We start from the raw sequence: 22,005 nt of genomic DNA, 5'->3' as shown, positions 1-22,005 counted from the left end.
CTGTTCATTCTCTTTAGATCAAGTATAAATACTTAAAAAACAGCAACAAAAAACCGCCACTAGGGCGGTTTTCTGTGCGAACACTACGTCTTGTTTTCTGTAGCGGTAACTATTACTTAGTTGCCAGCTTCTCACGGATACGTGCAGATTTACCTGAACGATCACGCAGATAGTACAGTTTGGCGCGACGAACGCGACCACGACGCTTAACTTCAATGCTAGCGATCAGTGGGCTGTGCGTTTGGAAAGCACGCTCAACACCTTCGCCATTAGAGATTTTACGTACTGTGAATGCAGAGTGCAGACCACGGTTACGCTTAGCAATTACAACGCCTTCAAAAGCCTGTAAACGCTCTTTATCGCCTTCTTTAACACGAACCTGAACGACTACTGTATCACCAGCACCAAACGCAGGTACGTCTTGTTTCATTTGCTCATCGTTGAGCATTTTAATGATGTTGTTCATAACTTACTCCGTTCTAGAATTAACTGAGCTACGACTAAGCATGCTTGTTCATTGCTTCAACGAACTGCGCTAATAGAGTCGTTTGTTCGTCAGTCAGAGCTAGATTTTGCAATAATTCTGGCCGTCTAAGTAAAGTCCTACCAAGGCTTTGCTGTAAACGCCAGAGTCTAATTTGTTCGTGGTTGCCACTTAGCAGCACTGCCGGTACGTCAAGACCATCCAAGCTTTCAGGGCGAGTGTAATGTGGACAATCCAGTAAACCGTCGGAGAAAGAATCTTGCTCCGCCGAAGCTTGTTTTCCTAGCACGCCAGGAACCAATCTCGATACTGAATCTATCAGAGTCATCGCCGGTAATTCGCCGCCCGAAAGCACGTAATCCCCTATCGACCACTCTTCATCCACTTCCGTTTGAATGATGCGTTCATCAATACCTTCGTATCGACCACAGACCAAAATCAAACGTGATGATTGAGCCAACTCAGTGACGCCTTGCTGATCCAGCTTGCGTCCTTGAGGTGACAAGTAAATCACCTTCGCACCTTCACCCGCTGCGGCTTTCGCTGCATGGATGGCATCGCGCAAGGGTTGCACCATCATCAACATTCCGGGACCACCGCCGTAAGGCCTGTCATCTACCGTATTATGTCTATCATGGGTGAAATCACGGGGATTCCACGTGTGCAACTCGAGCAGGCCGTTTTTCACGGCTCGACCCGTAACACCAAAGTCTGTCACGGCACCGAACATCTCTGGGAACAGGGTTATTACCCCTAACCACATCTGTTGTACCTCGACTTAGAAGTCAGGATCCCAATCCACTAAAATCTGTTTACCTTGCAGGTCCACCGTTTTGATGAACTGCTCAGGGACAAAGGGGATCATACGTTCCACTTTGCCGAAACTATCTTTAGCGTTGGCTTTAACAAGTAATACGTCGTTCGATCCTGTTTCCACGATCTGATCGACAATCCCCATGTTATAGCCTGTTGTATTGACCACTTCGCAACCGATGAGATCACGCCAGTAGAATTCATCTGCTGGCAAATCGTTCATCTGTTCCGGCAAAATCGCAATCTCACAATTTGTGAGCATTTGCGCTTGCTCCCGTGTTTCTACGCCATCAAGTAAGGCAACAACGGCCTTACCTTGATAACGCCACTGGGTGACCTTTATTTCGCGCCATTCACCATTTTCTTTAATAAGCCAAGGTGAATAGTCAAAGATACCTTCAACAGAATCGGTATAGGCGGTGATTTTCAGCCAACCTTTAATGCCATGACAGGAGCCTAATTTCCCCAGTACGACTGGCTGTTGGTTACTGCTCATCAATCTATACCTTAACGCTATTAAGCTGTTGCTTTACGAGCGTCTTTGATCAGTTTTGCTACACGTTCTGTAGCAGCTGCACCGTTAGAAACCCAGTGCTCAACGCGAGCTAGGTCTAAACGTAAAGTTTCTTCTTGGCCACGGGCCAATGGGTTGAAGAAACCAACACGCTCGATGAAACGACCGTCACGAGCGTTACGGCTATCAGCAACAACGATGTTGTAAAATGGACGCTTTTTTGCGCCGCCACGAGCTAAACGAATGGTAACCATGCGTTTTCAATCCTCTAATGATTTGCTTGAAGCAAAAATAAAAACTGGAACCCCGTGTTCGCGAAGAGTCCCAGATAGAAAGCCGGAAGATTTTACCTGACTTTCCAACGAATGCAACCAAAGATGGCGATTATTACGCCTGCGCCCTCAGTAAGCGGTTCATTGTTACCAGAGTCAACCGACTGATAAAGTGCTAAGTTTAACTAAAAATGCCCGATTAACGTCCCGGAAATTTCATTCCTGGCGGCATCATGCCGCGCATTCCGCGCATCATTTTTTGCATGCCGCCCTTAGCAGACATTTTTTTCATCATCTTTTGCATTTGAGTAAACTGTTTCAATAAACGGTTTACATCTTGAATTTGCGTGCCAGAACCGGCAGCGATGCGACGTTTGCGTGAGCCCTTGATTAAATCAGGGTTCTTACGCTCCTTGGAAGTCATCGAATTAATGATGGCTTCCATTTGGCCTGTCATCTTGCCGTCTTGGATTTGCGCTAAGGCTTCTGGGGGCAATTGACCCACACCGGGCAGTTTTTCCAGCATGTTCATCATGCCGCCCATGTTTTTCATTTGCTGTAACTGCTCACGGAAATCTTCTAAATCGAAACTACCACCCTGCTTCACTTTCGAAGCCAGCTTCATGGCCTTTTCTTTATCGACGCCACGCTCAACTTCTTCGATAAGCGATAACACATCGCCCATGCCCAAAATGCGTGAAGCAATACGGTCTGGATGGAATGGCTCTAACGCGTCGGTCTTTTCACCCACACCGAGGAATTTGATTGGCTTGCCCGTAATGTGGCGAATCGATAACGCCGCACCACCGCGCGCATCACCATCGACTTTGGTTAAGATCACCCCTGTCAGTGGTAAAGCTTCGTTAAACGCCTTAGCCGTGTTCGCCGCATCTTGACCTGTCATAGCATCAACAACGAACAAGGTCTCGATAGGCTTGACCGCAGCGTGTAAGCCTTTGATCTCGTCCATCATGGCTTCGTCAACGTGCAGACGACCCGCGGTATCGAGGATCACAACATCGATGAACTTTAATTTAGCGTGGGCAATCGCCGCTTTCGCAATGTCGATTGGCTTTTGGCTGACGTCCGATGGGAAAAACTCCACCGCCACTTCTTGCGCTAACGTCTCAAGCTGTTTAATCGCTGCTGGGCGGTAAACGTCGGCACTGACCACCAATACCGATTTTTTATGGCGTTCACGTAAAAATTTACCCAGTTTGGCCACACTGGTGGTTTTACCCGCACCTTGCAGACCTGCCATCATAATCACAGCTGGCGGCTGAGTGGCTAAATCTAGGGCTTCATTCGCCTCGCCCATGGATTTTTCAAGTTCACTTTGAACTATCTTAATAAAGGCTTGACCTGGGCTTAAGCTTTTAGAGACTTCTTGGCCAACGGCACGTTCTTTTACGTTATTAACAAATTCGCGCACCACAGGCAGGGCAACATCGGCCTCCAGCAGTGCCATACGCACTTCGCGCAGGGTTTCCTTAACGTTTTCTTCAGTTAAGCGACCACGGCCACTGATATTTTTCAGTGTGCGTGACAGTCTGTCGGTTAGGTTCTCAAACATCGTCCTGTTCTATACCTTTAAGAATCTCGATTGATGGGCTGTATTATAACGATGCATGCGCATTATGCTACTGCTGCACCCATCTTGATTGTGGTTAAGTGTTTTACTTGCGCTGAGTCATGTTTTATTGTCGTCGACACACTATTTAACCCTAACAATAAGAATCTGCTAAATTTTGCAACTCATGTCACTGCCCATTTGCCGACAGCTCATGTTATTCTAGGGAAAATATTGATCTGTATGCCCCGTTTTTAAGGCACCTTTAACTACACAAATAGGTTAATTACCCATGGTCATCTTTTCTGCCTCAGCCATGTTTTTTTATTGCATTGCATTGGTACTAGTGACGAGTCGATTGTTTCACCCAGACGGTCCGAATCGCCGTGCTGTCGCAGGCTTTGCCGCTATTGCGGTTATTTTGCATGCTGCAGCATTATCACAAGTGATTTTCACCACAGATGGCCAAAACTTTAGCCTGACGAATGTGATTTCCTTAGTGAACTGGATTATCGCTTTTACTTTTACGATATTGATGTTCAGGCTGAAAGTCATCGTCGTCGTGCCCGTGGTTTACGCCTGCTCAGTGCTTTCGGTTGCCCTACTCTGGTTATTGCCGCCTAAATTCATCACGCATTTTGAGCTTTATCCTGAAGTATTAGCCCACGTCGTATTGTCACTCATGGCCTACAGCGCCCTGATGATTGCCGCCCTGTATGCGATACAACTGGCGATGATCCAAAATAAACTGAAGAAAAAACAATTTATGCTGAGCCCTGGCATTCCGCCGCTGATGACAGTTGAAAAACAGCTTTATCACCTGGTGATTATCGGCGTTATCTTGCTCAGTTTGTCGCTCGCGACTGGTTTTATCTTCCTTGAAGATATGTTCGCCGATGGTAAAGGTCATAAGGCAATTCTGTCGATAATGGCTTGGTTTATATACATTACTATGCTGTGGCAACAGTATTGGGTCGGTTGTAAAATTCGTACCGCAGTCATTTATACTCTGACTGGCGCATCCTTACTTTCGCTCGCATATTTTGGCGCGCGCATTGTCAAAGAGTTAATCCTCAACTAAACATTTAAGTCGGCTGGGCAGTTATTGCTGCGGCCGACTTGACACTTTTTTTAAATGTCGGTATTTACTTAAGTTTACTGGCCACATTGGAGCCTTTTTTGGACGCTATATCGACAAGCGCACTCCTGATCGTTTTACTAGTGCTTATCCTATTCTCTGCCTATTTTTCAGGCTCAGAAACCGCAATGATGACTCTCAACCGTTACCGTCTACGCCACTTAGCCAACAATGGCCATAAAGGGGCGATTAGAGCTTTGAAGTTACTTGAGCGTCCTGACCGTTTGATTGGATTGATCTTAATTGGTAATAACTTAGTCAATATTTCCGCATCGGCTATTGCGACTATCATTGGTATGCGTCTTTGGGGCGACTTAGGGGTCGCTGTTGCAACAGGCGTGCTTACGTTAGTCGTGCTCGTTTTTGCTGAAGTCACGCCAAAAACCATCGCAGCGCTAAATCCTGAGCGTATTGCTTTTCCCTCTAGCATATTGCTACTTATACTTTCCTCTACCTTTGCCTATGTTGTCTCAAGCGTTAATTTAATAACCACAGGTATCTTACGTTTGATGGGGATAAAAACCGTTAATAGTAGCGATGCACTAAGCCAAGAAGAGTTGCGCACTGTGGTACATGAGGCAGGGGCACTCATCCCCCGACGCCACCAAGAAATGCTGTTATCTATCTTGGATTTAGAGAAAGTAACCGTTGAAGATATTATGGTGCCACGCTCAGATATCTACGGAATTAACGTCAATGACGAATTTAAGGTTATCAATCGTCAGGTGATCCAAAGTCCACATACCCGAGTGTTAGTGTATCGCGACACCATAGACGATGCAGTGGGCTTTATTCATCTACGCGATGCTCTGCGCCTCCAATCTAAAGAGCAATTTAGCAAGTCATCTTTGCTGCGCGCAGTGAAAGAACTCTACTTTGTGCCAGAAGGTACGCCACTCAATGTGCAGCTAGCTAACTTCCAACAAAATAAAGAGCGCATCGGCTTAGTCGTTGATGAATATGGTGATATTCAAGGTCTAGTAACACTCGAAGATATTCTCGAAGAAATTGTCGGCGACTTTACCACTTCTATGTTGACCACCCCGAGTGAAGACATTAAGGTCCAGCAAGATGGCAGCTACTTAGTTGATGCGGGCATTACGATCCGCGATTTGAATAAAGAAATGAAGTGGAACTTTCCCACCGATGGCCCTAAAACCCTCAATGGTCTGATTCTGGAGTATCTGGAGGAAATTCCTTCTGCGAATACCAGTTTACGTTTAGCAGGTTATCCATTAGAGATAATTGATGTGTCAGAGAATATGATTAATACAGTGAGAATTATCCCACTGTATTATCATCCCCCCAGAGTTTAATCCTCAATTTTGAGTATAAAAATTGGCCGAACCACACAAGTTAAGATGTGGTCCGGCCGACAATTCCCTCTAAGCGATGATGCTCCCCCGAGCTATACCTTTAGCGCTAATCTATCTACTCTAATTCACTATCTAGCCAAGCTATGCAGACTTTTTCGCCTCAAGTATACGACGCTTCTCAAGCGCGATTGGCGTTATCTGGGCATTCAGCGCCTTTTCTAAGCCCAACATAAAATACACTTCCGCCATTAAGAAAAATGGCCCAATTAATAGCTGATTTAAGTCATCCACAAAGGCTGGCTTGGCTTTTTCATATTGATGGCCGATTAGCTGGAACACCCAGCCCACCACAAATACCCCTAGGGCAAGCCAAGTGGCACCGGCGATATGCGCCGCCCACTCAGTCGTGAGCAGCACTGGTACCATGAATAATATGAGCCCCATTGAAAGCCTTAAGTGTAAACGGACATAATAGGCCAACACGAATATACCGACTATCACTGCTAAACTTGTCTCCCCCATACTGCCCAGCGGAATACGCACTGTGGCCAACAACAGGAAAGCAGACCAAATAATCAGTGGGATGCCAATAAAATGGGTCTGAATATTACGCTGATTTAAATGCACACTTTTGTAGGTCGATAACTGCTCTGCGGCGGATTTCATGCGGGTTCCTCTTCATTTGCCCCTGCTTTTACGTGCGCCAAATTGAGCGACGCGCAAGCCATAAACTAACGTAAAACAATTAAACTGAACAGTAAAAGTAAATAAATTGTTGCATTCACTAATTTGGATACCCATCCAGAAATGAAAAAAGGAACCCTAAGGTTCCTTTTTTACCGCCAACAGACACAAACTCGGGTTTATTGAGACTCTATGATTACCGTCGCAATCGCATAGGATTTTTCATCGGCAATAGAGATATGCCCAACCGTCGCTTTAAGCTGCTGTAAACGCGTCAGCGCCCCCTCGGTAAAGTGAATCGTCGGTGCACCATCCTCATTGTTGCCAATGTGAATATGCTGAAACGACACGCCGCGGCCAATACCCGTACCGAGGGCTTTGGCTGCGGCTTCTTTTGCAGCAAAACGCTTGGCAAGATAACGACTTGGCTGACTATGGGCAGTATAAATGGCTAACTCAGCCTCGGTCAGCACACGTCTAGCGAGCTTGTCACCTGCGCGCGCCACATGGACCTGAATACGCTCAATCTCGACGATATCTGTGCCTAGGCCGACAATCGCCATTATTCGCCTCGACGACCTTCAAGCATTAACACTTTCATGTCTTTCACTGCTGTCGCCAAACCGTCAATGGCGGCACGTGCGACAATCGCATGGCCGATATTGAGTTCATATAACTCAGGAATCGCCGCGATGGGTTTCACGTTGTGATAATGCAAACCATGACCCGCGTTAACCACTAAACCTTTGCCATGGGCGTATTTTGCCATTTCGCGAATACGCGCTAACTCAGTGGCTTCTTCTGCTTCCGTTTTAGCATCGGCATAACAGCCCGTATGAATTTCAATAAGCGGTGCGCCAGAGGCAACGGCGGCATCAATTTGAGTTTTATCGGCATCGATAAATAAGGAGACTTGAATACCCTCAGCGGCTAAACGAGTCACTGCGGCAGTGATTTTATCTAACTGCCCCGCCACATCTAAACCACCTTCAGTGGTGACTTCTTGACGTTTTTCTGGCACTAAACAGACATAGGTCGGCTTAATTTCACAGGCGATGTTAAGCATTTCTTCGGTCACAGCACATTCAAAATTCATGCGGGTTTTCAAGGTTTTTGCCAACAGATACACATCGCGGTCTATGATGTGGCGTCTGTCTTCACGCAAATGGATAGTGATGCCATCGGCGCCAGCATGTTCAGCAACGGCAGCAGCATGCACAGGATCAGGATAACTGGTGCCACGGGCTTGGCGCAGAGTAGCAATATGGTCGATATTCACGCCCAATAAGATACGGCTCATCGGGAACTCCTTAATGTTTAACGCTGATATTGCGGCCTATTGTACTTAGGCTCACGCTAAAAAACAGGAGCTAGGGCGAATTATTCCCATCAATCTTAGTTGGTACGGCTGTGCTGACGAACAATTGTCGACTCAACAAAGGTTTAGTCCCGAGTAATGGCGTTAACAGGGAGCGCATCAACAACTTCGCGCTCAAAAAATGTGCTTCGGTGAGCTGGTTATCGTTAAGCGCCGTCAACATTGCCCCTTGGTAGGCGTTGCGAGCACGGGAGTTAAGCACAAATTGAAAACCTAACTCAGGCACGAGTTGGTAATAATCATCAGGTACGAGTGGTTCACCTTGAGTATCGCGGCTAAGAGAAGGCATAAAACCTAATTCCCGCAGCAAGGCGAGCTCAATATAACGCAGTTGGGATTGGCAAAACTTCGCGGCAAGGCCGACTAAGGCTTGATGATAAATGAGGAACAACTCTTCGGCATTGTGCTGTACAGACAAAGTGCGAACCAATAACTCATTGATATACATACCAGCAAACAAACTTTGGCCAGAAAGAGGCACAGCAGGCGCAGCGGCTTCGACTTGAGTTAAGGTTTTTAATTCAGACTTACCGCTAAATTCGAAGATCAGCGGTTGAAAGGGCTGGAGAATACTCTTGATAGAGCGCTTACCGCTGCCGGTTCGGGCAACCACATCAACCCGTCCAATGCCGTCAACTAACAGGTTAACTAAGACACTGGACTCTCGATATGGGCGATGATGTAAAACGTAACCACGTTTCATCGGTAAGCGCGCTCGCTGAAATTAATGCTTAATCGTCGCCGTAACCTAAGCTACGCAAGGCGCGTTCATCATCGGCCCAACCGGATTTCACTTTCACCCACACTTCGAGGAAAACTTTATTATCAAACAAGGTCTCCATGTCTAAGCGAGCTTGAGTTGCGATAGTACGAATACGTTCGCCCTTGCTACCAATCACCATACGTTTTTGGCCTTCACGCTCAACAAGGATCAAGGCATTGATTTGATAAACGCCATTTTCCATCATCTTGAACTGTTCAATCTCAACTGTCGCATCATAGGGTAATTCATCACCTAAGAAGCGCATCAATTTTTCACGCACAATTTCCGACGCCATAAAACGTTGCGAACGATCGGTAACATAGTCTTCAGGGAAGAAGAAAGGTCCTTCAGGAATAGACGCCGCCGCTAGCTCTAAAATGCGCTTAACGTTGGTACCTTTACTGGCTGAAATCGGCAAAATTTCATCGAAAGGATATTTTTTGGCGACTTCTTCCAAATACGGGAACAGCGATTCTTTGTCTTTGATATTGTCGACTTTGTTAATCGCCAGAATTGTCTGACGCTCTTCACCGCCACGGCGTAATTTACTCAACACCATCTCATCATCGGCGGTCCACGTCATGCCATCGACCACAAAAATCACCATAGCTACATCGGCAAGCGAACTGGTTGCTGCGCGGTTCATCAGGCGGTTAATCGCCCGCTGCTCTTCTATGTGTAAACCTGGTGTATCGATGAACACGATTTGCTTCGGACCATCGGTATGAATACCCATGATACGGTGGCGCGTTGTTTGTGGCTTTTTAGAAGTAATACTTACCTTCTGACCAAGTAAACGGTTAATTAACGTTGATTTACCGACGTTAGGGCGACCAATGATCGCTACCATGCCGCAATAAGTGACATCGTATTGGGCCGACGGCGTTGGCGCGGCCGCATTCATCCTTGCCAGTAATTCATCTAAACTCGGCTCAGTTGCCGCTTTTGCAGCATCGATACCTGACAAGTCTGTTTTTTTGGTCATTTCTTTAGTAACTCCAATACTTGAGCGGCCGCGATTTGCTCGGCTTTACGGCGTGAACTCGCCACACCAATGACGCTTTGACTCAAGTCTTCAATACGACATTCAACGGTAAATGTCTGATCGTGGGCATCGCCTTCTATGTTGATTACTTGGTAATCAGGCAGCGGCTTTTTAAACCCTTGTAAATGTTCTTGCAGTAATGTCTTAGCGTCTTTCTGGCTGATCCCAGGTTGAATTTCGGCCAAACGCTCGGCATACCATTTCAGCAGTAATGCACGGCAAACTTCGAGATCGGAATCAAGGTAAACGGCGCCAATAATGGCTTCAACCGCATCGGCAAGAATCGACTCGCGTCTAAATCCGCCACTTTTCAACTCGCCAGGACCGAGATATAAATAATCGCCGAGCTTAAACTCTTGGGCGATGATAGTTAAGGTATCACCGCGAACTAAGGTGGCACGCATCCGGCTTAAATCGCCTTCGGTTGCCTTCGGAAACTGATGATACAAAGCATCAGAAATCACGATAGATAAAATTGAATCACCTAAAAACTCTAAGCGCTCATTATGCTTATTTGCCGCACTTCTGTGGGTCAGCGCTTGAGTCAAAAGCTCAATATTCTTGAACTCATAACCTAAAGTACGACACAAACGTGGCAAATTTTTAATCGGTTCCATGCTATTTAATTCCACCTACACGCTCAAAACGCACACCGCTTGGCACCCAAGTTGGGAGGAAGTCGGCTTTTGAACGGTCAAATTCAAAACTAATCCAAATCGCTACCGCTTTACCAACAAGGTTCTCTTCTGGCACAAAGCCCCAGAAACGACTGTCGGTACTGTTATCGCGGTTATCGCCCATGGCAAAGTAATGGCCTTCTGGCACTAAAAACTCACCCGCGGGTAAATTACCTTCGCGCTTAAAATATCCCAGCATGTCAGGTCGACTTGGGTTGATCAAAATATCGTGGGCGACATCACCCAATTCCTCTTTATAACGCAGTAATGGCACACCATCTTGGCTGTAATCACCACGACTGATCTCTGTGCGGGCGATAACTTGCGGTTCTGGACAAGCTGTTTGCTCAACGCCACAGGCCTTTTGGATCATCAACTGTTTATTACGGTAAATAATTCTATCACCCGGCAAACCGACTACACGCTTAATGTAGTCAATGGCGGGATTTTCAGGATACTTAAATACCACCACATCACCGCGTTTGGGCTCGCCAGTTTCAACCAGCTTGGTTCGCCATACGGGATCTTTAAGCCCATAACTAAATTTTTCCACCAGAATGAAGTCGCCCACTAAGAGGGTTGGCATCATAGAGCCCGATGGGATTTGAAATGGCTCATAAATAAATGAACGTAGGATCAACACAAAGGCAATCACAGGGAAGATAGAATGCGCGGTTTCGACTATGGTCGACTCACGAATGATTTGGTACTCAGTTTCTTCAGTTAAATTCGCTTGTGATGCCTTTGCTAACGCTAAACTCTCACGACGCTTTGGGGCGAAAACGAGCACATCGACTAACCAAATAAGTCCTGAGATCAGGGTGATTAGCACTAGAATAATGGAAAAATACGCTGCCATTGCTTATTGAACTCCTGCCTTAAAAATAATTAAAGGTGCCTAACTGGTGCCTAACTCAGCGAATATCATACTTTAGTTAACTTACCGTATTCGACCTTGGTAAACCAAAGTGATAAACCAATGCGATAACCTAACTAAAGCGCCGCAAACAGCGGCGCAATAGTCAACTAAATTGTCACTTCTTATGCTAACGATTACTCGTTTAGCTTAAGTACCGCTAAGAATGCTTCTTGTGGCACCTCAACGTTACCTACTTGCTTCATCCGTTTCTTACCCTCTTTTTGTTTATTTAAGAGTTTTTTCTTACGAGAAACGTCGCCGCCATAACACTTAGCCGTTACGTCTTTACGCAGGGCTTTTACGGTTGAACGGGCAATAATTTGACTGCCCACCGCCGCTTGAATCGCAATATCAAACATCTGACGTGGAATAAGTTCTTTCATCTTATCCACTAAAGCTAAACCACGGTGACGAATGTTTGATCTATGGATAACCATAGCCAAGGCGTCGACTCGGTCGCCGTTGATGAGAATATCTAAACGCACCATGTCTGCAGGATCGAAACGAATAAAGTTATATTCGAGTGATGCATAGCCACGGCTAGTGGATTTCAAACGGTCGAAGAAGTCCATGACCACTTCCGCCATTGGCAGATGGTAAGTCACAGCCACTTGGTTACCGTGGTAAACCATGTTCACTTGGGTGCCACGTTTTTCAATACACAGGGTAATCACGTTACCTAAGTATTCTTTTGGCACTAAAATGTTGGCCTCAACAATCGGCTCACGCATTTCTTCAATGTTGTTAATCGCAGGCAGATCAGACGGGTTATCAACGTAAATCGTTTCGCCGCTAGTCATCACGACTTCGTACACTACGGTTGGCGCAGTGGTGATCAACTCTAGGTTGTATTCACGCTCTAAACGCTCTTGTACGATTTCCATGTGGAGCAGGCCTAAATAGCCAATGCGGAAACCAAAACCGAGTGCCGAAGAACTTTCAGGTTCAAAGAATAATGACGCATCGTTCAGGCTGAGTTTGTTCAGCGCATCACGGAAGTTTTCATATTCGTCGGTCGAAATTGGGAATACGCCAGCGTATACCTGTGGCTTCACTTTCTTAAAACCAGGTAACGGCTTTTCAGCACCATTTTTGGCTAAAGTTAACGTATCACCTACGGGCGCGCCGTGAATTTCTTTCAGACCCGCAATCACAAAGCCGACTTCACCGGTTTTAAGCTCGGTTTTATCAGTTTGTTTTGGGGTGAAAATACCGACGCGATCCGCAGTGTGGTTTTGTCCAGTAGACATGACCTTAAACTTGTCACCTTTTTTCAGGCTACCGTGTTTAATTCGCACTAACGACACTACGCCTAAGTAGTTATCAAACCAAGAATCGATGATCAAGGCTTGCAATGGTGCGTCAGGATCGCCTTCTGGCGGTGGAATTTTGGCAACAATGACTTCTAAAACCTCGTCGACACCGACACCGGTTTTAGCCGAACAACGCACAGCATCCATCGCATCAATACCGACGATATCTTCAATCTCGGCAGCAACACGTTCTGGATCGGCTTGTGGTAAGTCAATCTTGTTTAAAATGGGTACCACATCTAGATTCATATCCAGCGCGGTATAACAGTTTGCCAGTGTCTGAGCTTCAACGCCCTGACCCGCATCAACCACCAGCAAAGCACCTTCACAGGCAGCTAATGAGCGCGAGACCTCGTAGGAGAAGTCAACGTGACCTGGGGTATCAATAAAGTTGAGTTGATAGACAAGGCCATCTTTGGCTTTATAATCCAAAGTGACACTTTGTGCCTTAATCGTAATACCACGCTCACGTTCTAGATCCATAGAATCTAAAACTTGAGAATCCATTTCACGGTCGGTTAAACCGCCACAAACCTGAATAAGACGATCTGATAGCGTCGATTTACCATGGTCGATATGGGCAATAATTGAGAAGTTTCTAATTTGTTTCATTATGCTGCAATGACTAATACTGAAAATGGATACGGTTCAAAGGAGCGAAATTGTACCTGATTGCGGTTTCAATACCAATCACATTCACTCCTACTTAAGACAGGCCGATAAAACAACGTCCAAAACCGCAGTTAGCTGTTATTTGATAAAAAATAACACATTGAAATTATTGAGCTAATTTATTTAAATTGATGCTCCTACCTAAATAGGCCAAAATCACAGGCTGAGCATCAACTTCTAAACGTTTGGCCTGTTGCTTACCAAAAGACCACGCAATCAAGGCACCAACGGCCGCAAAGCCCATGGCACCTAGGTTAGGATTAAACTCAAGCAACTGGCCTAAAAATTGTCCTAACGCCGCGCCGACAAACAGGCCAAACAGCGGCATTAAATAGATTAATGCCGCGGCTTTGAGGATCACGCTCTCGGGAAGGCCTAATTTGAGTAATTCACCAGCCTCACAGCGGCGGTCACTCTGAATAGAAAATTGCTGGGTTTTCGAGGAAAAAGCCTGAGCGACAGCAGAGGTCCCGCAAGACTCACTGTTACTGCAGCTCTTGCAGGTACTCTTAAGTTCCACTTCAACCGTCAACCAGCCTTGACTATCACTGGAGACGACTCTGGCAATTTCTTCCATCATAATCGGCGTCCTATTCTAGCGTCAGACTTTTAGCAATGCGCGTTAGAGTTTCTGTCGGCACTTTACCCACAGCAACCACTTCGGCATTACCGACTTTTTCTGAGACTAACGACAAGCCATTACGGGTAATTAATTCTTCAGGCAATGGACTCGTGCCCGCACGCGCCACATAAACAGAAATATTTGCCAGTCCATCGGTCAGTGCTATGTATTCCACCGCTTCGTGACTGCCAATTAATCTATGGTGGTCGCGCACTACCACAGTAAAACCTGCGGGTAACCAAGCAAATTGCCAGTTTTGACCGTCTTGGCGCTCGGCTTGATCGATAACTGCCGGCCACTCTTGCTTATAGGCCTCTTGCAAAATGGCTGGCGGCTCGCTGAATTCAATGAGTTCAATCACCATGATCTGCTCAAGTAATTGCTTATCTTGAGTCAGCATGTCGTATCTCAGTGGCAGATAGGTTTCCATATCAAGCCAAATTTGAAAGCCATAACGGAATTCATCATTAGGCAACAGGCGGATCATTTGCCCTGGACGCCCAGCGATACGGGTACGGCCACCGAGTACAAACTGATAACCCACTTCTAAGTCCGCCATATTGGCAGAGAAAGCAGCAGGCCAGACACCTTGAATATGATTAGAAACGATACTATACGCAGGCTCATCGTGCTCAATAAAGGTGACACGATTACCGACACGCACTGCATTTTTGGGTGGACCGTTAAGGTATTCTAGAAAGGCAACTTCTTGATTATTCACCTTACCGTGCAGGTAAACCAAAGGCCGAATATGATCGGCCTGAAGTTGAATAATCGATGCTTTAAACTCTTTCTCTCGTAAAGCCTGGCTCATTTTCTCGAGCCAAGCTTTGGCAGGCATGTCTTCCTGCGCGGTTGCAGGAAAGACCAAGGCTAATAAAGCCAACAGGATTAGACGCAAGCTAACTCCTCGTTATTGATTGACCGGAACGGGTACGACCTCGGTATTGTCCTCTACAACCGCACCAGTATTCAATCGTTGTTGCAACATATGATCTTGGATATAAGTATTAATTCGGCGACGTTGCTCATTCACCTGATCATTGGTATAGCCTTGATTCTGTTGTACAGGACCGGTTTGTAGGCTCACAGGTGATGCGCTACCAATAAGCGGCCTTGTAATTAACACGGGCGATGGTGACGCGGCATCATCGGCAGTTTGATTGTAATTCTGCACACCCACAATCGCAAACATAGCAACCGTCGCAGCAATGGCATATTGGCCAAATTGCTTAAATAAAGGTACGACGCGGCTTTGCTCCGAATTGGCGGCAATTTGTGGCGTTACAGGTGCAGTGACTTTAGACACATGATGCTTAGGCGCAACTATCGCTGGCTCAAGTTCAATGGCGGCAGCAATGCTAGCAGAGAGATCTAACACAATAGTCTGCGGCAATTCGCCACGCATGGCATCGCCTATCATATGATAGTTATGCCATTTATCATGTGAATGTGTATCAGCAGATAACTCTGCCATGGTCTGTTCATCAGTCTCTCCATCGACTGCGGCAGATACCCATTCTTGACCTAATTTATCCATTTTTCACCTGTCTAAATATAAGGGTTTCTTAAAATAAGAATTTAGGCTTCCAGCAAAGGCTGGAGCTTTTTATCGATTGCTTCTCGTGCTCGGAAGATACGTGATCTTACGGTCCCGACAGGACAATCCATGACTATGGCAATATCTTCGTAACTCATACCATCGAGTTCACGCAATGAGATGGCCATTCGTAATTCTTCAGGCAAGGTCTCTAATGTATCGAAAATCACTTTTTTGATTTCATCCGATAACATTAGCCGTTCTGGGGAGGCAAACTCCTTCAGCGCGTCACTGCCTTCGTAATATTCGGCATCTTCTGCATCAACATCATTCGCAGGCGTTCTACGCCCCTGTGATACGAGATAATTCTTCGCAGTGTTTACTGCGATGCGGTACAACCAAGTATAAAATGCACTTTCACCGCGAAAGTTTGGCAAAGCTCTGTAAGCTTTGATAAACGCTTCCTGTGCGACATCAGCAACGTCCGCTTGGTTCCGTACATAACGGGATATCAAGCTAATGACTTTACTTTGATATTTAAGCACTAACAGGTTAAAAGCGTTTTTATCACCTTGTTGTACGCGCTCAACTAATTGTTGATCACTTAATTGTCCACTCATCCGAGCCGACTTCTCCTAAATCTAAAATGCTGATTTCTCAGTCGCTCGAATCATATTCACTTATGTAGACTCGCGGGCTTTGAAAAAGTTCTAAAAATTATACAAAAAAAGTAAGGTAAAAAGGAAAGTACCCATAATCGGTGAGTTGGTTTACCATAGTTGGCACTCTTCAGTCACATCATGATACCCGATGAAACAAGTAGTTGAACACCAATCTGACATATTAGTCATAGGTAGCGGTGCCGCAGGTCTGACACTAGCTTTGCATCTTGCTGAAAAAGCAAAAGTAATTCTGCTTTCAAAAGGCCCACTCTCGGAAGGGTCGACTTACTACGCCCAAGGCGGTATCGCCTCCGTCTTCGACGAAAGTGACACTATCGAATCCCATGTTGCAGACACCTTAATCGCAGGGGCGGGTTTATGTGACAAAGACGTTGTCACTTTCACGGCTGAAAATGCCAAGAGTGCGATGCAATGGCTTATCGAATGTGGCGTCGCCTTCGATAAAGAAGAAACCACCGACGGGAACGCAAAAGATGCACCTTACCATTTAACCCGTGAAGGCGGCCATAGCCACAGACGTATTCTGCACGCTGCCGATGCCACAGGCAAAGAAGTGCAAACCACACTGCAAGAACGCGCACTCGCCCACCCCAATATTCAAGTTTTAGAACGCTATAACGCCATCGACCTCATCACCACCCGTAAATTAAATCGCCCAGGTAATCGTGTGTTAGGCGCTTATGTCTGGAATCGCAATGAAGAACACGTCGAAACCGTTAAGGCTAAGTTTGTCGCGTTAGCGACTGGTGGTAGCTCTAAGGTTTATCAATATACCTCAAACCCTGATGTCGCCAGCGGCGATGGTATTGCCATGGCATGGCGTGCAGGTTGCCGAGTGGCGAATATGGAGTTCAACCAATTCCATCCGACGTGTTTGTACCACGCAGATGCGCGCAACTTCTTACTCACCGAAGCCCTGCGTGGTGAAGGGGCTTATCTGCGTCGTCCTGATGGCAGCCGCTTTATGCCGGACTTTGATGAACGCGCTGAACTCGCTCCCCGTGACATCGTTGCCCGAGCCATCGACTATGAGATGAAACGTCTCGGTGCCGACTGTGTGTATCTGGATATCAGCCATAAAGATGCTGACTTTGTGATGAAGCATTTTCCGACCATCTATAGCCGTTGCTTAGAGCTGGGAATCGATATCACTAAAGATGCGATTCCTGTGGTACCTGCTGCTCACTATACCTGCGGTGGTGTAATGACAGATATGCACGGTCAGACGGATCTCAATGGTCTCTATGCTATTGGTGAAGTCGCCTATACGGGCTTACATGGCGCCAATCGTCTGGCGAGTAACTCGTTACTCGAATGTTTAGTGTTTGCCCGTGCGGCGTCACAGGACATAGAAAGCCAACTGCATAAAATTCAAATCCCGGGACAAATTCCAGCATGGGATGAAAGTAAAGTGTCGAACTCGGATGAGGAAGTGGTCATCGCCCATAACTGGCACGAGCTGCGGTTATTCATGTGGGACTACGTTGGAATTGTACGCTCTGATAAACGTCTGGAGCGAGCACTGCGCCGCTGCCTGATGTTACAGCAAGAAATTCAGGAATATTACAGTAACTTCAGGGTTAGCAATAACTTGCTCGAATTACGTAACTTAGTGCAAGTGGCCGAATTAATTATTCGCTGTGCCATGGAGCGTAAAGAAAGCCGTGGACTGCATTTTAATATCGATCATCCAGAGAAATTAGACGCGCCTCGCCCGACTATTTTACTACCAGAAAAGTAACCGCATAGGTGACTTCATCATAAACAGACTAAATCTCAGAATGAGGTTTAGTCTGTTGCATTTTAGCCCGCAGCAACAGCCGACATAAATGTCGATAGTCAGTATCATTTAACATATCAGCCCAAACCAGCAAGAGCCGCAGCTGAGTATCCACTTCGATATAAATCAAGCAAACAAAGGGCGTGACCCAAGTGCGTTTTAGTACCTGAAAGTGCTCCCCCGTTGACAAACGTCCCTCGCCTTTATCACTCAGCACAAAATCTAAACGCCAATGCTGCAGTCGCCACAACTGCGACAGCAAAAAAATACTGACAAGTACGATAAACAAATATTTAAGCAGAGATAAGGCGATAATGTCGCTTTGGGGCCAAAGCAGAAATGAGCTAAAACAAACACCAATAAAAACGACCAACGAGAGTCGTTGGTCGAAAGAGGCTTTTACGCTGAAACTATGGTGCCGGTCTTCCACGGACTTTTACTATCATACGAGCCAGTTCAGTGTCAGGGCACACTTCATGGCCCATAAACCAAGCAAACAATTCTGGATCTTCACATTCCAACAAACGGATAAACACGGTTTTATCTTCATCGGACATTTCTTGATAGAAGTTTTCAACAAAAGGTTGAAGCAAGACGTCTAATTCCAGCATCCCACGACGACATGCCCAGCGAACCCTTGCGATGTTCATTAATTCCAAGGTATTTCTCCCAACACAGATTTGGCATTAGTCTATCAGTTCACTGACTAAAGTGTCGATTAACCCTTCATATTGACTCACAAAATTAGCATTGTTGTACTTGCGTATCGAGTCCCTCAAAGAGATCGCTAAAATCTGTATCCAATAATCGCTTTACCGCAGGATGTTGGATCATACGTTCGGCAAACATCACATGGTATTCCTCTTTCACATCGGTGGTTTCACCGAGCAAATTCATACCATGGGAAATCACTTCTTGGCGATAAATCGACGGTGTGACAAAAATACCTCGTTTAAGGTAACCAAAGGCTTTCATCATGGCCGCATCATCGAACTCACCTAAGATACTAACTTTAAGATTTTGCTCGTCAAACCAGCGATATAGCTGTTGTCCGAGTGAGGTTCTGCGGCCAGGAATTAATAGCTGGCCTTGCTCTAAACAGGCTGGAAAATCAGCGCTATAAGTCTCCGCGGAGAAAAAACTCACGCCACACTCGCCTAATTTTTTAGATAAAATTTCAGGGTATTTCAGTGACTCACCTGCACAATCCGAAAGGATCATATCCAGTTTATGCTCACGTAAACGCGCCATTAGGCTCTCGTGAGTCGCCTCATAGCAGGCTAAGTGCATAGAATTGTCATTAGGTACTACAGATAGTAAAACTCGGCTGACTAAAGCTTTAGATAAGGCATCGGCAATACCCACCTCGAATAACATGGCATCCGCTTTTTGATAGTTAAGTAAATCGAGCATTTCATAGCTAAGGCTAAACATCTTATCGGCGTAGCGAAAAACCAATTCACCTAATTCTGTCGCCTCCAATGTCCGCCCGACTCGCTTGAACAGACTGCCGTTTAACCTATCTTCTAAGGCACGAATTTGCCCCGTTATCGTTTGCGGCGTCAAACATAGGGCTTCGGCCGCCTTCGCGACTGAGCCCTTTTTCTTAATCATCCAAAAATAATACAAGTGGTTATAATTCAAGTGCAGCATGCTAACCCGCTGTTAATGCTCCCTCAAACGCCAAAGCGCTGAGGGGTTACTGTGTTATTTTAAACTCGATTAGTTTAAAATCAGATGATTAAAAACCTGATGATTCCCAGTCAAGTTACTTTAAACGCTGGCAGTCGAGTAAGTTAGTAACTATGCCTTGTAACTGCTCCAAATCGGCAGCATTCCCCAGACTTACCGCTTCAGTGACTCCTGAAACTAAAACGTTACGTTCTGGAATACGTTCGGCGCAATAGGTTCGATTCGCTTCTTGGAAACGTTTACCACCGCGATACTTAAGTGCCCTCGATTCATAACCATTAGTTTCTAATCTCGCCCCTAAGGAATCAGATTTAAACATCAAAGCGCCATCCACTATTCCTTCAAGATAGCTTTGGCAAGTCTGCGAGTTTGCATCCTGATTACAGGCCGAAATTTGCGATGCCGTCGCGGTTGTCGATAAACATAAGAGCGTTGCTATTCCCATTAATTTCAACTTTATCATAGTTATACTCCTTTCTTAGGTAACACTTTTGATAACCAGAAATACCCGACTAACGCTGCCATAATCGAACCGATTAAGGTTCCTAGGCGTGCTAAGTCACCGTACATAGGGTCTGCATGTTCAAAGGCTAACGACGCAATAAACATAGACATAGTAAAACCAATACCGCACATGGCCGCGACGGGGGCAATTTGCTTCCAACCTACGCCATCAGGCAATTGCGCTAATTTTAGTTTCACCGCAATAAAGCTAAATAACATTACACCGATTGGCTTACCTAACATCAGACCCAATGCAATACCAACAGGAACAGGAGAAATTAACGTCTCCAAATTCATATTGCCGACATAAACACCCGCATTAGCAAAAGCAAACACTGGCAAAATGAGGAAAGTACTCCAAGGATGCAAACTATGCTCTAAGCCTTCTGAGGGTGAACTGCCATCCTTTGCCCGCAATGGAATACAAAAAGCAATGATGACGCCAGCCAGAGTCGCATGCACTCCAGACTTAAGTACGGCAACCCAAAGAATTAACCCTAAGATGCCATAGGGTAAAAGTGAGATAACCCCTTTGCGGTTTAACCCAACCAAGCCCGCAATCGCTAAACTGGCAATCACTAAACTGATGGTTGATAGGTCAGTACTGTAAAACAGCGCGATAATCACTATGACGCCTAAGTCATCGATGATAGCTAAAGCAAGTAAGAAGACTTTCAGTGAAACAGGAACGCGGCTTCCGAGCAGCGCCATAATACCTAAGGCAAAGGCAATATCGGTCGCGGCAGGAATCGCCCAGCCCGCTTGTGTGACAGGATCCCCATAGTTAAACAGTAAGTACACACCAGCAGGGACTAACATGCCGCCAATGGCTGCAAAGGTAGGCAGGGAAGCTTGAGCGACACTCGATAAGGCGCCTTCAAGTAACTCACGTTTCACTTCTAAACCAATCAGCAAAAAGAATATGGCCATCAAGCCATCGTTTATCCACAGGATGAGTGGCTTGTGTATATTGAGTTCGCCAATTTTGACTTGAACGTCAGTGCCTAAAAAGCCTTGATAAAGTCCAGATAAGGGGGAATTGGCCATCAGCATGGCTAAGGCAACAGCAACCAATAACAGGATACCGCCAGCCGACTCTTGGCTCAGAAAATTTCTAATTGCTTTTTCCATCTTGCACTCCTAAAAATCATAATGAATTGAGTGTAGACGAATTGTAATAACAAATATAATCGTAAGTTTCTCCCTAACACCTCGGCTATCCCGAAGTGTTAGACTAAAAAACATACATCACACAGCAACAGGGGCTTTGATATGAGGGTGTGGAGCGTAGTTTGTTAATTCAAAATCATCGAATTGATAGTCAAAAATCGACTCAGGTCTGCGTACAATAGTCATGGTCGGCAACGGTTTTGGATCACGACTTAACTGCAGTGCCGTCTGTTCCATATGATTAGAATATAAATGGGTATCGCCACCCGTCCACACAAAATCACCTAAGGCCAAGTCACATTGCTGGGCGACCATCATAGTTAACAAAGCATAGCTGGCAATATTAAATGGTTTTGTGACAATAGGGGTTTTACTGCAAACCACTTCGCACGAGTGAATGTTTTTATTTTATGACAAACCAATGAGACTTTTACTGAGAATCTATTACAGGATAAA

The 22,005-nt window shown here is 45.8% G+C and carries 25 protein-coding genes and 1 pseudogene; 3 read left to right on the top strand and 23 right to left on the bottom strand.

Annotation, left to right across the window (positions count from 1 at the left end; genetic code table 11):
* Positions 1–112: 112 nt before the first annotated feature.
* From rplS to ffh, 5 genes are all read right to left on the bottom strand, one after another.
* Positions 113–466, bottom strand: coding sequence for a 50S ribosomal protein L19 (rplS, locus tag L5M40_RS12975; RefSeq protein ID WP_006080791.1), 354 nt, complete (start codon positions 464–466; stop codon positions 113–115).
* 34 nt (positions 467–500) lie between these two features.
* Positions 501–1,247, bottom strand: coding sequence for a tRNA (guanosine(37)-N1)-methyltransferase TrmD (gene trmD, locus L5M40_RS12970; RefSeq protein WP_263175504.1), 747 nt, complete (start codon positions 1,245–1,247; stop codon positions 501–503).
* 15 nt (positions 1,248–1,262) lie between these two features.
* Positions 1,263–1,793 (bottom strand): ribosome maturation factor RimM, encoded by a 531-nt coding sequence (rimM, locus tag L5M40_RS12965; protein WP_006080789.1) that lies wholly within the window; start codon positions 1,791–1,793, stop codon positions 1,263–1,265.
* A gap of 20 nt (positions 1,794–1,813) precedes the next feature.
* Entirely contained in the window at positions 1,814–2,065 is a 252-nt protein-coding gene (gene rpsP / locus L5M40_RS12960; RefSeq protein ID WP_006080788.1) for a 30S ribosomal protein S16, read from the bottom strand.
* A gap of 217 nt (positions 2,066–2,282) precedes the next feature.
* Complete coding sequence (gene ffh, locus L5M40_RS12955) at positions 2,283–3,656, bottom strand: signal recognition particle protein (protein ID WP_006080787.1); 1,374 nt, start codon at positions 3,654–3,656, stop codon at positions 2,283–2,285.
* Positions 3,657–3,945: 289 nt separating this feature from the next.
* Between ffh and L5M40_RS12950 the strand changes: the two genes are divergently transcribed.
* Entirely contained in the window at positions 3,946–4,734 is a 789-nt protein-coding gene (locus L5M40_RS12950) for an inner membrane protein YpjD (RefSeq protein ID WP_263175507.1), read from the top strand.
* A gap of 98 nt (positions 4,735–4,832) precedes the next feature.
* On the top strand, positions 4,833–6,107 hold the full coding sequence (locus L5M40_RS12945) for an HlyC/CorC family transporter (protein WP_113940661.1): 1,275 nt from the start codon (positions 4,833–4,835) through the stop codon (positions 6,105–6,107).
* Positions 6,108–6,248: 141 nt separating this feature from the next.
* On the opposite strand, the gene L5M40_RS12940 is transcribed toward L5M40_RS12945, so the two are convergent.
* From L5M40_RS12940 to rpoE, 12 genes are all read right to left on the bottom strand, one after another.
* Positions 6,249–6,773, bottom strand: coding sequence for a DUF962 domain-containing protein (locus tag L5M40_RS12940; protein ID WP_263160818.1), 525 nt, complete (start codon positions 6,771–6,773; stop codon positions 6,249–6,251).
* Positions 6,774–6,970: 197 nt separating this feature from the next.
* Positions 6,971–7,354, bottom strand: a complete 384-nt coding sequence (gene acpS / locus L5M40_RS12935; protein ID WP_105249855.1) for a holo-ACP synthase — start codon at positions 7,352–7,354, stop codon at positions 6,971–6,973.
* Positions 7,354–8,091: a pyridoxine 5'-phosphate synthase gene (pdxJ, locus tag L5M40_RS12930; RefSeq protein WP_131523032.1), complete on the bottom strand. Its 738-nt coding sequence runs from the start codon at positions 8,089–8,091 to the stop codon at positions 7,354–7,356. The genes acpS and pdxJ overlap by 1 nt, the downstream gene beginning before the upstream one ends.
* A gap of 70 nt (positions 8,092–8,161) precedes the next feature.
* The gene (recO, locus tag L5M40_RS12925; protein WP_212599987.1) at positions 8,162–8,872 is read right to left on the bottom strand and encodes a DNA repair protein RecO; all 711 of its coding nucleotides are present in this window, start codon (positions 8,870–8,872) and stop codon (positions 8,162–8,164) included.
* Positions 8,873–8,900: 28 nt separating this feature from the next.
* Positions 8,901–9,917, bottom strand: a complete 1,017-nt coding sequence (gene era / locus L5M40_RS12920) for a GTPase Era (protein WP_263256743.1) — start codon at positions 9,915–9,917, stop codon at positions 8,901–8,903.
* Positions 9,914–10,594, bottom strand: a complete 681-nt coding sequence (rnc, locus tag L5M40_RS12915; protein WP_012088603.1) for a ribonuclease III — start codon at positions 10,592–10,594, stop codon at positions 9,914–9,916. The genes era and rnc overlap by 4 nt, the downstream gene beginning before the upstream one ends.
* A gap of 1 nt (position 10,595) precedes the next feature.
* A complete protein-coding gene (gene lepB / locus L5M40_RS12910; protein ID WP_263175510.1) occupies positions 10,596–11,513 on the bottom strand; it encodes a signal peptidase I in 918 nt (305 codons plus the stop codon).
* A gap of 194 nt (positions 11,514–11,707) precedes the next feature.
* Positions 11,708–13,498 carry a translation elongation factor 4 gene (lepA, locus tag L5M40_RS12905; RefSeq protein WP_028760822.1) on the bottom strand — a complete coding sequence of 597 codons (1,791 nt, stop codon included), beginning with the start codon at positions 13,496–13,498 and terminating at the stop codon, positions 11,708–11,710.
* A gap of 166 nt (positions 13,499–13,664) precedes the next feature.
* Positions 13,665–14,138, bottom strand: coding sequence for a SoxR reducing system RseC family protein (locus L5M40_RS12900; protein WP_263175511.1), 474 nt, complete (start codon positions 14,136–14,138; stop codon positions 13,665–13,667).
* Positions 14,139–14,148: 10 nt separating this feature from the next.
* A complete protein-coding gene (locus tag L5M40_RS12895; RefSeq protein ID WP_028760824.1) occupies positions 14,149–15,081 on the bottom strand; it encodes a MucB/RseB C-terminal domain-containing protein in 933 nt (310 codons plus the stop codon).
* A 12-nt stretch (positions 15,082–15,093) separates the two neighbouring features.
* Positions 15,094–15,720 (bottom strand): sigma-E factor negative regulatory protein, encoded by a 627-nt coding sequence (locus L5M40_RS12890; protein WP_263146062.1) that lies wholly within the window; start codon positions 15,718–15,720, stop codon positions 15,094–15,096.
* Positions 15,721–15,761: 41 nt separating this feature from the next.
* Positions 15,762–16,340: an RNA polymerase sigma factor RpoE gene (rpoE, locus tag L5M40_RS12885; protein WP_028760826.1), complete on the bottom strand. Its 579-nt coding sequence runs from the start codon at positions 16,338–16,340 to the stop codon at positions 15,762–15,764.
* A 190-nt stretch (positions 16,341–16,530) separates the two neighbouring features.
* On the opposite strand from rpoE, the gene nadB reads away from it, so the two are divergent.
* Positions 16,531–18,144, top strand: coding sequence for an L-aspartate oxidase (nadB, locus tag L5M40_RS12880; protein WP_168823426.1), 1,614 nt, complete (start codon positions 16,531–16,533; stop codon positions 18,142–18,144).
* 28 nt (positions 18,145–18,172) lie between these two features.
* Here the strand turns inward: nadB and L5M40_RS12875 are convergent, their stop codons facing one another.
* The 6 genes and pseudogenes from L5M40_RS12875 to thyA all read right to left on the bottom strand — a co-directional run.
* Positions 18,173–18,613: a protein YgfX gene (locus tag L5M40_RS12875; RefSeq protein WP_263175512.1), complete on the bottom strand. Its 441-nt coding sequence runs from the start codon at positions 18,611–18,613 to the stop codon at positions 18,173–18,175.
* Complete coding sequence (locus L5M40_RS12870) at positions 18,594–18,842, bottom strand: succinate dehydrogenase assembly factor 2 (protein ID WP_028760829.1); 249 nt, start codon at positions 18,840–18,842, stop codon at positions 18,594–18,596. Before L5M40_RS12870 ends, L5M40_RS12875 begins: the two co-directional genes overlap by 20 nt.
* A gap of 85 nt (positions 18,843–18,927) precedes the next feature.
* On the bottom strand, positions 18,928–19,836 hold the full coding sequence (gene nhaR, locus L5M40_RS12865) for a transcriptional activator NhaR (protein WP_028760830.1): 909 nt from the start codon (positions 19,834–19,836) through the stop codon (positions 18,928–18,930).
* Positions 19,837–19,951: 115 nt separating this feature from the next.
* Positions 19,952–20,338 carry a hypothetical protein gene (locus L5M40_RS12860; RefSeq protein ID WP_105249860.1) on the bottom strand — a complete coding sequence of 129 codons (387 nt, stop codon included), beginning with the start codon at positions 20,336–20,338 and terminating at the stop codon, positions 19,952–19,954.
* Between the two features lie 2 nt (positions 20,339–20,340).
* Complete coding sequence (nhaA, locus tag L5M40_RS12855; RefSeq protein ID WP_263175514.1) at positions 20,341–21,510, bottom strand: Na+/H+ antiporter NhaA; 1,170 nt, start codon at positions 21,508–21,510, stop codon at positions 20,341–20,343.
* A gap of 117 nt (positions 21,511–21,627) precedes the next feature.
* Positions 21,628–21,900: pseudogene (gene thyA / locus L5M40_RS12850) on the bottom strand (thymidylate synthase); the annotation flags it as partial.
* Between the last annotated feature and the right edge of the window lie 105 nt (positions 21,901–22,005).

It is taken from the genome of Shewanella sp. SM68, from assembly GCF_025653925.1.
GTDB lineage: Bacteria > Pseudomonadota > Gammaproteobacteria > Enterobacterales > Shewanellaceae > Shewanella > Shewanella oncorhynchi.
Note: the sequence above shows the minus strand (reverse complement) of the source record. Positions and strands in the feature narration are given on the sequence as shown.

Coding starts and splice junctions, on each gene's coding strand:
- lepB (WP_263175510.1), bottom strand. CDS start 11,513: ATGGCAGCGTATTTTTCCATTATTCTAGTGCTAATCACCCTGATCTCA.
- nhaA (WP_263175514.1), bottom strand. CDS start 21,510: ATGGAAAAAGCAATTAGAAATTTTCTGAGCCAAGAGTCGGCTGGCGGT.
- L5M40_RS12940 (WP_263160818.1), bottom strand. CDS start 6,773: ATGAAATCCGCCGCAGAGCAGTTATCGACCTACAAAAGTGTGCATTTA.
- rplS (WP_006080791.1), bottom strand. CDS start 466: ATGAACAACATCATTAAAATGCTCAACGATGAGCAAATGAAACAAGAC.
- L5M40_RS12860 (WP_105249860.1), bottom strand. CDS start 20,338: ATGATAAAGTTGAAATTAATGGGAATAGCAACGCTCTTATGTTTATCG.
- rimM (WP_006080789.1), bottom strand. CDS start 1,793: ATGAGCAGTAACCAACAGCCAGTCGTACTGGGGAAATTAGGCTCCTGT.
- pdxJ (WP_131523032.1), bottom strand. CDS start 8,091: ATGAGCCGTATCTTATTGGGCGTGAATATCGACCATATTGCTACTCTG.
- nadB (WP_168823426.1), top strand. CDS start 16,531: ATGAAACAAGTAGTTGAACACCAATCTGACATATTAGTCATAGGTAGC.
- L5M40_RS12900 (WP_263175511.1), bottom strand. CDS start 14,138: ATGATGGAAGAAATTGCCAGAGTCGTCTCCAGTGATAGTCAAGGCTGG.
- era (WP_263256743.1), bottom strand. CDS start 9,917: ATGACCAAAAAAACAGACTTGTCAGGTATCGATGCTGCAAAAGCGGCA.
- rnc (WP_012088603.1), bottom strand. CDS start 10,594: ATGGAACCGATTAAAAATTTGCCACGTTTGTGTCGTACTTTAGGTTAT.
- recO (WP_212599987.1), bottom strand. CDS start 8,872: ATGAAACGTGGTTACGTTTTACATCATCGCCCATATCGAGAGTCCAGT.
- nhaR (WP_028760830.1), bottom strand. CDS start 19,836: ATGCTGCACTTGAATTATAACCACTTGTATTATTTTTGGATGATTAAG.
- acpS (WP_105249855.1), bottom strand. CDS start 7,354: ATGGCGATTGTCGGCCTAGGCACAGATATCGTCGAGATTGAGCGTATT.
- trmD (WP_263175504.1), bottom strand. CDS start 1,247: ATGTGGTTAGGGGTAATAACCCTGTTCCCAGAGATGTTCGGTGCCGTG.
- L5M40_RS12950 (WP_263175507.1), top strand. CDS start 3,946: ATGGTCATCTTTTCTGCCTCAGCCATGTTTTTTTATTGCATTGCATTG.
- ffh (WP_006080787.1), bottom strand. CDS start 3,656: ATGTTTGAGAACCTAACCGACAGACTGTCACGCACACTGAAAAATATC.
- rpoE (WP_028760826.1), bottom strand. CDS start 16,340: ATGAGTGGACAATTAAGTGATCAACAATTAGTTGAGCGCGTACAACAA.
- lepA (WP_028760822.1), bottom strand. CDS start 13,498: ATGAAACAAATTAGAAACTTCTCAATTATTGCCCATATCGACCATGGT.
- L5M40_RS12890 (WP_263146062.1), bottom strand. CDS start 15,720: ATGGATAAATTAGGTCAAGAATGGGTATCTGCCGCAGTCGATGGAGAG.
- rpsP (WP_006080788.1), bottom strand. CDS start 2,065: ATGGTTACCATTCGTTTAGCTCGTGGCGGCGCAAAAAAGCGTCCATTT.